Below are 13,000 nucleotides of genomic sequence, written 5' to 3' on the forward strand. Positions count from 1 at the left end.
AGTTTGTTAATAACTTCTTCAGCATTTTGGTACAATTTAACGAATTGTACGTTTTCAAGAGTCGCTTTGAATTCACGGTTACCTTTAACAATTTCAACACCTTCGATTGGTGGCAAGATTGGAGTTGAACCAGTTGCGAAGATCAATTTTTCATATGATTCTTTGTGTTCTTTACCTTCGACTTCTGCAGTCACAACTTTGTTGTCGTAATCAATTGAAAGAACTGGTGAGTTCATGTAAACTTTAGCGCCTTTAGCTTCTAATTTTTCTTTATCAGAATAGAACAAGCCTTCAGGTCCATCAATTTGTTCACCAATCCAAAGAGCCATTCCGCATCCAAGGAATGAGATGTTTGAGTTTTGGTCAAAAACAACGATTTCATTTTCGTTTCCAAAATTATCCAACATTGTGTTGATACATGCAGTCCCAGCGTGGTTAGCACCCACAACTACGATTTTACTCATAGAAATAATCCTACCTTTAATTTTATTTACCATACAATTATAACATGAAAATGGTATCGTTTCCAATTTTTTTGCTTACAATTTGTGATATTATTTTCAATTCTATTTGCATAAGTCCTGAAAAATGTCAATAAATTTGCTCGGGGGGATTGTGAAATGGCTTTCTTTTTGTTAAACTTGAAGTAGGTGAATATTGGAAAGGTGGTTTATTATTTGTGGAACTAACTAGTCGATCCGAACGCCTAATGGGCTCCACCATAACCGTTTCGATTTCTCATCAACAAGCTGACCAAATACTGGCCGATTGCTTTAGTCTCCTGCGATCTTATGAGCATCGCTTTAGTGCCAATGACCCTTCTTCTGAATTGATGGAGGTCAATCAAAAGGCTGGCATTGAACCCGTAGAGGTTCATCCTGATCTTTTTTCATTGATTGCTCTAGGAACCAGACATAGTCAAGCGCAAGGAAGTCATTTAAACATTGCGATTGGTCCACTTGTCCAAACTTGGAGAATTGGTTTCTCTGATGCAAGGAAACCTGATCAAAGGGAAATTGAACAAGCCCTAACAGTCATCGACTCTCATCAGATTTGCTTGGATCCGGATCAACAAACTGTTTTTCTCAAAAGAAAAGGGATGAAAATTGATCTAGGTGCTTTAGCAAAGGGATTTAGTGCCGATTTACTAGCTAACTATCTCAGGAGTCAGGGGATTGAACAGGCTTTAATTGATTTGGGAGGCAATATCCTTACCGTCGGTCAAAACCCTGTCAGTCATCGCCCTTGGCGAATTGGGATCCAAGACCCTCAGCTTCCAAGAGGGGAACATTTACTGGTTCTATCTGTAACAGATAAGTCCGTCGTGACGTCAGGTACCTATGTTCGTCACCTCGAGGTTGACGGCCAGTCCTTCCATCATATTTTTGATCCCCAAACCGGCTATCCTGTCGAAACGGAACTGGCAAGTCTCACGATTATTTCTGACCGATCAGTTGACGGAGAGATTTGGACCACCCGCTTGTTCGGTGAAGAACCGAGCAACATTTTAAACATTGTTGAAACCTTACCTGGCATGGATGCTATTTTAATCTATCAGTCAGGTCGCATCGCCTATACTAGTGGGCTTCATGATTATTTGTAATTTTAATTTCAGAAAGGAATTTCCATGACAAAACTTATTGCGATCGTTGGAACAAACTCCAAACGTTCAACAAACCGCCAACTACTTCAATACATGCAAAAGCATTTTGCTGACAAGGCAGAGATTGAGTTAGTTGAGATCAAAGATATCCCTGTCTTCAACAAGCCAGCCAACAAACAAGTTCCTGAAGCTATCTTAGAGATTGCTGCGAAAATTGAGGAAGCTGATGGCGTCATCATTGGTACACCAGAATATGATCACTCCATCCCTGCTGTATTGATGAGTGCACTTGCTTGGCTATCTTATGGGATCTATCCATTATTAAGCAAACCAGTGATGATTACTGGTGCTTCTTATGGTACACTTGGTTCATCTCGTGCCCAATTGCAGCTGCGTCAAATCTTGAACTCACCAGAAATTAAAGCCACTGTCCTTCCAGACGAATTCTTGCTTTCTCACTCTCTTCAAGCATTTGATCAAAATGGTGACTTAGTAGATCTTGACGTCATCAAGAAATTGGATGCTATCTTTGATGACTTCCGTATCTTTGTTAAAGTTACTGAAAAATTGCGCAACGCTCAAGAATTACTTCGTAAAGATGCCGAAGACTTCGACTGGGAAAACTTGTAAGATAGGAGACATACTAGCATGAAATTTGTAGGACTTGTAGGATCGAACTACGACCAATCATATAATCGCAAACTTTTGGAATTCATCCGTCGTCATTTTAAGATCAAATTTGAATTAGAAGTTCTTGAAATCGACGAAGTTCCAATGTTCAACCAAGATGAAAAATGGGACGAAAGCTTCCAATTGCGTCTCCTTAACAATAAAATCACTCGTGCCGATGGTGTCATTATTGCAACTCCTGAACACAACCACACCATTTCAGCTGGACTAAAATCTGTTTTAGAATGGCTTTCCTATGAAGTGCATCCTTTTGAAAGCAAACCTGTCATGATTGTAGGTGCTTCTTACTACGACCAAGGGACTTCTCGTGCTCAAGTTCACCTTCGTAAAATACTTGATGCTCCAGGTGTCAATGCCTATACCCTTCCAGGGAACGAATTTCTTCTTGGAAAAGCGAAAGAAGCTTTTGATGCAGATGGCAACATCACGAACGAAGGAACAGTTAAATTCCTTGAAACTTGTTTAGATAACTTTGTGAAATACGTAGGAGTCGTTTCTAAATTGAAAAAACCAAAACCAATTGAACCAGAAGATTTGGATTGCGGAAAACCAATCGCTACTACCATCACTGAGGTTGACCCAGATGATCCAGATTGGGTAGAAAAAGTTGCAGAAATTACAGGTGCTGTATCAGGCGATACTTATGTCAAATTGGACCACGGTATCCTGACTGTTAATCAAATCGATATGTTCTTAAAAGCTATGCCATTTGAGTTAACTTATGCGGATGATAACAACCAGTTCCTCTACTACAACAATGCTCACCAAGATCCAGATACGATGTTTGCTAAACGCGTGCCACCTCAATCTGGTAGCCGGATGTCAACTGTTCATGGTTCACTTCCACCAGCACGTATGAAAAACGTTGAATGGGTAATCGGCACTCTTCGTAACGGAAACCAGGAATATGTTCGTACCATTGTCCCAGGATCCCCTGAAGGCGTGATCAATACTCATAACTACCAAGCAATGTACTATCCAGATGGCTCATATGCTGGTATCAATGAGATCGTCTTCAACTTCCAACCATGGTTGGACTGGTATCTTCAAACAACAGGTCAACGCCTTGTAGGCGGTAGCGGACCATTTGCTCCTGCTGGTGGTCATGGTGATGCAGATGCAACTTCAGGTGCTTCCGATGCTGGAGGACACGGTGACGGAGCTGCTGATGCTACATCTGGTGCAAGCAACTAATAAAAAAATGAAGCTTTACGCTTCATTTTTTTATTTCAACTCTTTGATAATCTTCTTGGCATCTTCGTTTGAAATAGCCCCTAATTGAACATGTCCAATCTTTCCTTGGCTATCGATAAAGACTTCAGTAGGAATCGAACGAACCTGGTAATCCATAAAGACAGATCCGTCTGGATTGTACAAAACAGGCACTGATTGATAATCTTGTTGGGCAAACCATTCAACAAACTCATCTTCTGTTTTTTCCCCTTGCATTCCAGGCGCCATAACCGTGAGAATCTCAAAGTCCCGGTCCTTTTCTTCAACTAATTTATTGAGTTCAGGCATGCTTTGGCGACATGGACCACACCAAGTTGCCCAGAATTTCAAGTAAACCTTTTTACCTCTGTAGTCTGAAAGTTTAACCGTGTTCCCCTTCATATCCTTTAGCTCGAAGTCACTCGCTTCTTTCCCTACTAAAGGATGTTTACTAGCAGTTGTGTTGGTCATTGATTGATTATTCATTGATTGATTATTCATGCCGCTTTCGGACTGATTCATAGAGCAAGCAGTCAGGATGGATAGAGAAAGAAGCGAAAAACAGGCGTATTTAATAACTTTCATAATGAGTAAACCTCCATTTGATTTATGAAAAGATAGCAGACAAGCTATTCAATTGTCCCAAAAGTAACAAAATCCCCATAATGATGATGATCAAGCCACCAATCTTCTTTAGTAACAAGAGATGAGGTTTTAGACGATTAAAGTATGGGAGAACGATCCCAGATGCTAGAGCTAGGAGTAAGAATGGAATAGCCATCCCTAATGTATATATGAAAAGGTAAACGGCACCCATAAGGGCATCTTGACCATTGGATGCTGCTAAGGCAAGTACAGAGCCAAGAACAGGACCGATACATGGCGTCCATCCAAAGCTAAAACCAAGTCCAAGGAGAAAAGCTGAAAATAATTCATTCTTGTGCTTGTTTGCCCCGAAATCCATTGTCTTCTGTTTCTCTAGGAAATTAAAATGAAAGACTTCCATCTGATGAAGGCCAAGAATAATAATCAGCGCTCCCATCAGGTATCGGAACCAGTTGGTGTACATGATTTGACCAAGCAAACCTGCCCCGAAACCAATAATGAGGAAAACAACAGAAATCCCTGCGATGAAACACAAGGTCTTTACAAGACCATGCCAGCGAATTTTTTTCCCAAAAATCTGAACGGATTTTTCCTGGTCGCTTCCTAGCAAGACGCCGATATATACAGGAAGCAATGGAAAGACACAGGGAGAGAAAAAGGAGAGAATACCTGCCAGAAAGACCGTAAAGGAGAAAACAATTTGATTCATAAAACACTCCGTATATTGATATGCTACACCTAGTATAACACTCCAACAGCTAAATTAAAAATTTCTGCTACGCTTTGATTATTAAATGATCATTTAGAAACTAGTTTCAAAACCAAACAAAAACTCCAAAGCATATCACTTTGGAGTTCAATTGACTACCTATTCCTCTTCTGCACTTTGTTTATTTGGCAAGAAAAGCGAAAGGACAATACCAACGACTGCTGGTAGTAACCATGGGAGGGATTGGGCAGCAAACGGCAAGTACTTAATGATGTTTGCTAGTCCTGCAAGTTTAAAGGTACTAGCCAGAACATCTGCAATCGCAACCAAGCTAACTAGGAACATAGTCAGCTGCATTCCTGGTTTTGATAGTTGAGTAAATTTATTTACAATCACAATCAACACAATGGTAATGGTGATTGGATAGAGGATCATCAAAACAGGCAATGAATAGGCAATAATGGCACTCAAACCAAGATTGGCAATGGAGAATCCAATCAAGGTAAAGAGAGTCGCATAGACCTTGTAAGAAATTTTAGGGAAGGTTTTATGGAAGAATTCCCCTGTCGATACAATCAAACCTGCTGTTGTTGTGAAACAAGTCACCGTCACCATATCTGCAAGGAAGATTTGAGCAACTGGGCCAAAGATAGCCTTGGTAGCTTCTGAGAGGACATAAACACCCTTATTGGCATCGGAAGCCATCACTTCTGCTGGAATTGGGAAGTGATTTCCAAGATAACCCAATCCAATATACAAAATACTAAAGCCAATGGCTACAACGATGCCAACAATCCAGATCGTTTTAATGTATTCTTTCTTGCTGGTGAAACCAAGTTGATTAAGAGTAGTCACTGCGATGACGCTAAAGGCTACCGAAGCAAGAGCATCCAAGGTGTTATACCCTTCAAGGAAACCTTGACCAAAGGCAGATGCTTGATAGGCTTCTGTTGCCACTTGAGGCGCGTGTCCGCTGTACTTGAGAGCACCAAGGACAACGAGGACAACGATCAAGATAGCAAAGACAGGTGTTAAAATCCGACCAATACTATCTAGGATTTTAGAAGGATACAAGGCAATCAAATAGGCCAAACAGAAATAAATCAAGGTAAAGATAAAGAGACTCAGTCTACCACTTGATTGTCCTAACAATGGAGCGATCCCAACCTCGTAGGAAACAGTAGCCGTTCTTGGAATCGCAAAGAATGGACCAATAGACAGATACAAGGCTACCAGATAAACGATGGCAAACCAAGGTGCAATTTTTCGTGAAATCTCATGAATATACCCTTTAGGATTGAGTGTCCCAATAATCAAGGTGATAATCGCAATCCCGACTCCTGATAAGACAAATCCAGCAATAGCGGGCCAAAAATGGCTACCCGACTGGGCACCTAGTGCAGGTGGAAAGATCAAATTCCCTGCACCAAAGAAAATACCAAATAACAGCAAACCTGTTAAGGAACCTTTTCGTAACATGTGTTCTCCTTTACATTTTTCAATCCTTTCTAGTATAACAGCTTTTATCCACCACGGCAATTCTTTTTTTCTGAATCTATTGATTTTCTCAATTGGCAGTTAAGGATTTTAACAATATTGAACGATTGTGGAGTTCATAAGCACATTTTAGTCAATCGTGCTACAATATAACTACTACTACATTTAGGAGTCATCATGTTACTAAATATATTCTGGTTGGTTCCAACTACCTTTTTTTTATTTTTCTTTATGAACGACCGCAGAAGACTTATCAATGCTTACCTCTTTTCAGTAAGCTTAGGCCTTTTCCTCCTGATTTCTGCCCTACTACTAGTTGTTCGTACGGAGCTATGGTTTAACCAACAGATTGCTATCATTGTTTTTTCAGTACTTGCTATCCTTGTTTTACTCAGTATTATTTTCTCAACTGTTTTTCTTCTTTTTAACGGCCGTCAAATGATGTCTTTTGAAGGCAAAAGGTTGGTAAACCTCCTCTCACTCCTATATGGGATCTTTATTATCGGCACCTTGGCGCTTCATTTCCTTCCTGATTTCCCAGGAAAAGATCTCTTGATTTATCCAACAGACTTTGCCCTCTTTTACTCGACTTTTCTTTATCTTTCTTATGTTTTATATGGGACTTTTTGCAATTACTTCCCCGTTCGTAAAGAGCCCGATGCTATCATCGTCCTTGGCTCAGGTTTGATTGGAGATAAAATCCCACCACTTCTAGCCCAGCGTCTAACTAAAGCAAAGACTATCTATGAGCAATTCGAGGGGAGACCAAAACTGATTGTTTCTGGTGGACAAGGTGCTGATGAGTTAACCTCAGAGGCGGAAGCTATGGCAAGCTACCTGATGGAACAGGGTGTACCTAAGGATGCTATTCTAATCGAGAATCGCTCACGCACTACTTTTGAGAATCTGACCTTCAGCAAGGCTATTCTTGAAGAACAAGGATTAGGAAAAAATGTCCTTGTGGTGACCAATTCCTTTCACGCTCTTCGGGCTGGTGTCTTTATGAGACGATTAAAAATCCCTGGACGCAGTGTCGGTTCAAAAACAGCTTTTTATTATCTCCCATCGGCTTGGATCCGAGAAACGGTTGGGCTAGTTTCTCTCTATTGGAAATGGCATGCTGCTTTCTTAGCTTTTCTGTTTCTGCCTTGGTTCTTTTCACAAATCATGAAACTGATTGAGTTCATTATTCAACATATAAACTAAAAACCATGGGGTATCCCATGGTTTTCTTGCCTAATGATCACTAAAGCGACGATAATCAATACGGAAATCAAAGTAATTCTCTGCTTGCAGTTTATGGAAGATGTCCCGATAAGCCTCTTCATCAAATTGATCGCCTCGATAAAGAATCTCAAAACTCAGATCATCGTATTCTAAAAAGGCATTGGCTGTTTTGAAGCCGTTCCGCAAATAGAAGTCCATCCGAGCCCGTCGTTGTTCTAGATTATCACATTCTTCATCCAATCGCTCAACTTCTAACAACATGGTCCGTTGGTAAAACTCGACTAATTTTTCAATGATTTCTTGACCATAGCCGTGGCTTCGCAAGTGTGGCATAATGGCAAAGAAGCTGACGTAAAAGGCCTTGGCATTTGAAATAGCAAAGGCAAATCCGACAAATTCTTCCTCATTGTAAAAAGCAAAAAAATGAGCATCATCATTGTCCGTATAGCGTAAAAACTCCGATAAAGGAATCCGTTCCTCTTCAGGGAAAGCCTCGATATTCAACCGCTCGACTTTATCCAAATCTGGGAACGTTTCAGTGATTAATTGACTGGTTAAGCGCATAAAGCCTCCATTTCTGCTACGATTATAGCAAATAAAATAACCCCTTTCAAGAAATCCGACTTTTAACAAAAGCAATTGATTTGCCAAACAAAAAAAGAGCTATGACTCTTTTTTGTTTGAATGTAGACATACTATTGTTTAACATAAAACAGCAAGATACTTTTCAAAAATTACTTTTATTTTAAGTCATTTAAGATGATTAAAAACTTTCCGCTGTGAGAAAAATGCCTGAAACTCAATTGTTTCAGGCACTCGGAATTATTGAGACCTTAGGCTCAATAATTAGTCATGGAACTTCATAGAAGTTCGCTGACGTCCGTACTCACCTAAGGAAAGTTTTTAGAAGACTTTAAAAAAGAGCTAATGGTCTTTTTGTTTGTCTTATTTTGCCACTTCTTCTTTTTTGGAGAATTGGCTCATGTACAAGTCGTAATAGAATCCTTTTGCAACCAAGAGGGACTCATGATTTCCTTGCTCTATGATTTGCCCCTCTTTAAGGACTAAAATCTTATCTGCTTCTTGGATAGTAGACAAGCGGTGGGCAATGACAAAGCTAGTTCGCCCCTTCATCAAGTTCTTCATAGCCTTTTGAATCAAGAGTTCTAGACGGGTATCCACTGAAGAAGTAGCTTCATCTAAAATCAATATTTTTGGATCGGCCAGAAGAGCACGCGCAATGGTCAACAATTGTTTTTGCCCCAAAGAGATATTGCTAGACTCCTGGTTCATCTCCATGTTGTAGCCCCCCGGAAGGGTCCGGATAAAGTGGTCAACATTGGCAGCCTTGGCAGCAGAAACAATCTCTTCGTCTGTTGCTTCCAAGTTCCCAAAGCGCAGATTTTCTTTAATAGTCCCTTCATAGAGCCAAGCATCCTGAAGAACCATCCCAAACTGTTTGCGATAGTCTTGGCGAGATAGGTCGCGGATATCATGACCATCCACTGTAATAGCACCCTTGGTCACGTCGTAGAAACGCATAAGAAGATTGATCAGGGTCGTTTTCCCTGCTCCTGTCGGTCCGACAATAGCCACCATCTCCCCAGGATTGACCTCTAGGTTAAAATCACGGATCAGCGGTTTATCTTCCACATATTGGAAGTCCACATGGTTAAAGCTAACCTGCCCTGTCAATTCCGTGTCCAGAGATTCATTTTTGCCGAGCACTTCATCTGGTTCATCAAGGACTTGGAAGACCCGGTCTAGTGAAGATTTGGCACTTTGTAAGGTGCCAGCTAACTGACTCAAGTTTTGAATAGGCTGATTGATTTGCCAGACATACTGGACAAAAGCCTGCATGTTCCCAACTGTAAGTCGACCGGCAAGAACTTGAATAGCTCCAATAACTGCGACCAAAAGGTAGGTCAAATCAGAGATCGCATTAAGAACTGGCATCATCAGTCCAGAAATAAAATTCGCTTTAAATCCAACTTGCTGGAGACGACGGGTAATGTCGCGGAATTCTTCTTGCGATGATTCTTCACGTACATAGAGTTTTAAGACGTTGAAGCCGCTCAAATTTTCTTGAACAAAACCATTTAAAGCACCAAGGACATCAGCTTGCTCCTTAAAGTAAGGCTGGGATTTCTTCATAATCAACTGGGCACCGAAGAAAGTGATTGGGATAGAGGCAATCACGATCAGCCCCAAAGTAAGGTTGAGATAAAGCACCATAGCGATGACCAAGCTTAAGGTGAAAATGGCATTCACAATTTGAAGGAAGGACTGCTGCAAGGCATTAGAAACCGTTTCAACATCACTGGTAAAGCGACCGAGAAGATCTCCAAATTGGTGCTGATCAAAGTAAGAAACAGGGATGCGATTGATTTTTTTAGATAGGTCATTACGCATATCCTCAATCATGCTTTGAACAGCATTGGCCATGAAGTAATTCGAATAATAAGATCCGAGTTCATACAAGACTCCACGGAAGAGATAGACAACCATGACCCAGCCAACATAGCCAACATTAATCTGAGCTCCCGCTACTCCTCTAGCCATATCTGTCAGGTTAGCAGTCAATTCAGTAATAGCAAGCCCTAGGATATAGGGTTCAATGACACTCATAACCACACTCAGAATTTTTAGAAGAGTAGCGAAAATAACGGCATAGCGATAAGCTTTTAAGTAGCCCCAAAGGCGTACAAAACTGGAACATTTTTCTTTCATTTTCTCCCCCTCCTATTCTTCTGTTAATGATTGGTTATTCAACTGAGAGCGAGCAATCTCACTGTAGATTTCATTGGTTGCCAGGAGTTCCTCGTGGGTTCCACGACCGACGATTTCCCCATGATCCAAGACGATGATTTGATCCGCATCCATGATGGTCCCAACCCGCTGGGCTACGATCAAGACGGTCGCATCTCCTGTTACTTCCTTGAGACGTTTTCTCAGTGTTGCATCTGTCTTGTAGTCAAGAGCCGAGAAGGAATCATCAAAGATATAGATATCCGGCTCTTTAACAACTGCACGCGCAATGGATAGACGTTGTTTCTGTCCACCAGAAAGGTTGCTTCCCCCTTCTGCTAAATGAGTGTCAAACTGCTCTTCCTTGCTTTCGATAAATTCTTTAGCTTGGGCCACATCTGCTGCCTTGTCTAGCTCCTCAATGCTAGCATCTTCTTTTCCGTAACGAAGGTTTTCGGCAATAGTCCCCGTGAAGAGCAAGGCCTTCTGCGGGATAAAGCCAATCTTTTGGCGAAGGGCTTTGATATTGTAGTCTCGTACATCTACACCATCCACCAAGATTTTCCCTAAGGTCACATCATAGAATCGAGGAATGAGCTGGACCAGAGAGGACTTCCCAGAGCCGGTCGAGCCGATAAAGGCTATGGTTTCGCCCGGCTTAGCCTTAAAGGAAATATTATGAAGGACTGGACTCTCTGTCTCACCAGGATAGGCGAAGGTTACATTGTCAAACTCCAAATAACCCTTAGTTTCTGTCTCAGTAACCCCATTTTCATTTGGATCGATAGAAATCGGCATATCCATGATTTCCTTTAAACGATGACTGGAGACAGCTGTCCGTGGGTACATGGTAAAGAGATTGGCTAGGAATAGGAAAGAAAGCAAGGCATGGAAACTATATTCGATAAAGGCGACAAGATTCCCGATTTCTAAACTCCCATCGCCTAGAGGATCCAGGGCGAACCACACAATAGCTACAATCATGGCGATGATGATTTGAACAAAGAGCGGCTCCGTCAAGCCGGTCAATTTAAAGAGTCTATTGGAGTTGTCCGCATAGATTGCATTGGCTTGGCCAAACTTTTCCTCTTGGAATTCCTCACGGGCAAAAGCACGAATGACCCGAAGTCTCGTAAGGTTTTCGCGCGCATATTGATTGAGCTTATCCAGGGTTTCCTGCTGCTTCTCTGACAAAGGTTTGGTCTTGATAGCTACATACCAGACGACCACAGCCAAAAATGGCATCGAAATCGCCACAATCCAGGCAAGAGATGGACTCGTCTGTAAAATTAACAGAATACTGGACAGCATCATGATAGGAGTGATGACGCCAAGCTTCAACATCTGATCAGAAAACTGCATCAGGACAAAAGCATCAGACGTCATCCGCGTCACTAAGGAAGAAACACCAATTTTTTCATACTCATGGTGAGAATATTCCTGAAGCTTCTCATAAAGGTCATTGCGCATATCCATGACCATGGTTGTAGTAATCTTCCCAACCGCATAGGCTAGAACGATTCGCCCGAGAATCCCTACGATGATCACACCAAACATAACCCAGGCCCAGAAATAAACTCGCTCTATATCTCTCGGATTGATCCCCTCATCAATCATACGAGCCAGAACAGTTGGCAGACCGAGGTTAACAATCACAAAAAAGATGGCAGCTGTAAAATTCAAGCACAACCATTTTGGATATTTTCTCATATAAGACCAAATATATCCCATACCTTTCTCCTCCCTATACAATAAAAAAGCACCCTTAAGTACTTTTTAAGCTATTTTAGAAAGCACGTTGCCTCCTTCAATTCATCCCTATTATATCAGATCTCGCATAGGCTAGCAAGGAAAAGAGCAGATGAAAAGCAAGGAATAAAAAAGAGGATAGCCTCCGCTATCCCTTCTAGATACGATTATTTTTGACGTTTGAATTTTGCATCTTTGAAGAAAACAAAAACTTCATAATCACTAGATTCTGCTTTTGATACATCCAAAGTCAAAACATCACCATCAATCTTATACTTAACTTTATCTTTACCACCTTCCGCTGATTCAAGAGTTTTACCATTCTGATCAGCTTTCAGGTCAATTGTTTTCTCTTTGCTTTCACCAAGAGCATCCATTTTGATAATCATCTTAGCTTTTGTATCTTTAATTTCAATTGTCATTGTCAATGATAATTGATCAATGACCTGCTCAAGTTGCTCATCAGTAGCCCCTTGCTTTTTAAGGATACTTTTAATTTGATCCTTCTCAGCTTTATAGACATATTTCCCATTATCGCTAGTTGTAGTTGTAGAGCCACAAGCTACAAGAAAAAACGCACCAACTGCCAACAAAGCAGCAAAGACAAGACGTTTAAAGTATTTCATCAGAAATCTCCTTTTTTGTTTATAGGAACTATTTTAGCAAAAAAATAGAAGACTAACAACATAATAAATTAGTAAGAACCTGATAAGATATGGAAGTGGCTTGTGATTATAGAATCACTAAACGAGATTCAAAGGTGAAAGTTTATTGTATGAGTTAAAAACTGTATTTTAACAGTACAATACTTTTTCTTGTAAATATTAAATATTTCCAATATATTGAATAATAGAATTTAAATTTAAGGCAGTTTATTTATGAAGGTAGTGTACAATAAGTTGTGTAAACACAAAAAGGAATAAATCCTGTATAGTAGAGTTGCAACACATTTACTAGAA

Annotated in this window: 12 protein-coding genes; 4 read left to right on the top strand and 8 right to left on the bottom strand. The window is 40.7% G+C overall.

Features of this window, described 5'->3' with window-relative positions; translation table 11 throughout:
- On the bottom strand, positions 1-464 hold a 464-nt coding region (locus K1J10_RS08855), incomplete at its 3' end, for an NAD(P)/FAD-dependent oxidoreductase (RefSeq protein ID WP_223356906.1).
- Between the two features lie 245 nt (positions 465-709).
- Here K1J10_RS08855 and K1J10_RS08860 point away from each other — a divergent pair.
- The 3 genes from K1J10_RS08860 to K1J10_RS08870 are packed head-to-tail and all read left to right on the top strand — an operon-like array spanning position 710 to position 3,487.
- The gene (locus tag K1J10_RS08860) at positions 710-1,603 is read left to right on the top strand and encodes an FAD:protein FMN transferase (protein WP_263285410.1); all 894 of its coding nucleotides are present in this window, start codon (positions 710-712) and stop codon (positions 1,601-1,603) included.
- A gap of 24 nt (positions 1,604-1,627) precedes the next feature.
- Positions 1,628-2,233, top strand: coding sequence for an NADPH-dependent FMN reductase (locus K1J10_RS08865; protein WP_006596326.1), 606 nt, complete (start codon positions 1,628-1,630; stop codon positions 2,231-2,233).
- An 18-nt stretch (positions 2,234-2,251) separates the two neighbouring features.
- Positions 2,252-3,487: an NAD(P)H-dependent oxidoreductase gene (locus K1J10_RS08870; protein WP_006596325.1), complete on the top strand. Its 1,236-nt coding sequence runs from the start codon at positions 2,252-2,254 to the stop codon at positions 3,485-3,487.
- A gap of 30 nt (positions 3,488-3,517) precedes the next feature.
- On the opposite strand, the gene K1J10_RS08875 is transcribed toward K1J10_RS08870, so the two are convergent.
- From K1J10_RS08875 to brnQ, 3 genes are all read right to left on the bottom strand, one after another.
- Positions 3,518-4,090 (bottom strand): TlpA family protein disulfide reductase, encoded by a 573-nt coding sequence (locus K1J10_RS08875; RefSeq protein ID WP_223356910.1) that lies wholly within the window; start codon positions 4,088-4,090, stop codon positions 3,518-3,520.
- A 22-nt stretch (positions 4,091-4,112) separates the two neighbouring features.
- Complete coding sequence (gene ccdA2 / locus K1J10_RS08880; protein ID WP_223356912.1) at positions 4,113-4,820, bottom strand: thiol-disulfide oxidoreductase-associated membrane protein CcdA2; 708 nt, start codon at positions 4,818-4,820, stop codon at positions 4,113-4,115.
- 159 nt (positions 4,821-4,979) lie between these two features.
- Positions 4,980-6,299: a branched-chain amino acid transport system II carrier protein gene (gene brnQ, locus K1J10_RS08885; RefSeq protein ID WP_223356915.1), complete on the bottom strand. Its 1,320-nt coding sequence runs from the start codon at positions 6,297-6,299 to the stop codon at positions 4,980-4,982.
- A gap of 195 nt (positions 6,300-6,494) precedes the next feature.
- On the opposite strand from brnQ, the gene K1J10_RS08890 reads away from it, so the two are divergent.
- Positions 6,495-7,523: a YdcF family protein gene (locus K1J10_RS08890; protein WP_223356916.1), complete on the top strand. Its 1,029-nt coding sequence runs from the start codon at positions 6,495-6,497 to the stop codon at positions 7,521-7,523.
- Between the two features lie 30 nt (positions 7,524-7,553).
- On the opposite strand, the gene K1J10_RS08895 is transcribed toward K1J10_RS08890, so the two are convergent.
- The 4 genes from K1J10_RS08895 to K1J10_RS08910 all read right to left on the bottom strand — a co-directional run bounded on the left by K1J10_RS08895 (position 7,554) and on the right by K1J10_RS08910 (position 12,667).
- Entirely contained in the window at positions 7,554-8,108 is a 555-nt protein-coding gene (locus K1J10_RS08895) for a GNAT family N-acetyltransferase (RefSeq protein ID WP_223356918.1), read from the bottom strand.
- A 381-nt stretch (positions 8,109-8,489) separates the two neighbouring features.
- Positions 8,490-10,274, bottom strand: a complete 1,785-nt coding sequence (locus tag K1J10_RS08900) for an ABC transporter ATP-binding protein (RefSeq protein ID WP_223356920.1) — start codon at positions 10,272-10,274, stop codon at positions 8,490-8,492.
- Positions 10,275-10,286: 12 nt separating this feature from the next.
- Entirely contained in the window at positions 10,287-12,023 is a 1,737-nt protein-coding gene (locus K1J10_RS08905; protein WP_223356921.1) for an ABC transporter ATP-binding protein, read from the bottom strand.
- A gap of 185 nt (positions 12,024-12,208) precedes the next feature.
- Positions 12,209-12,667, bottom strand: a complete 459-nt coding sequence (locus K1J10_RS08910) for a hypothetical protein (protein ID WP_223356923.1) — start codon at positions 12,665-12,667, stop codon at positions 12,209-12,211.
- Between the last annotated feature and the right edge of the window lie 333 nt (positions 12,668-13,000).

It is taken from the genome of Streptococcus australis (assembly GCF_019930045.1).
Classification (GTDB): Bacteria; Bacillota; Bacilli; order Lactobacillales; family Streptococcaceae; genus Streptococcus; species Streptococcus australis_D.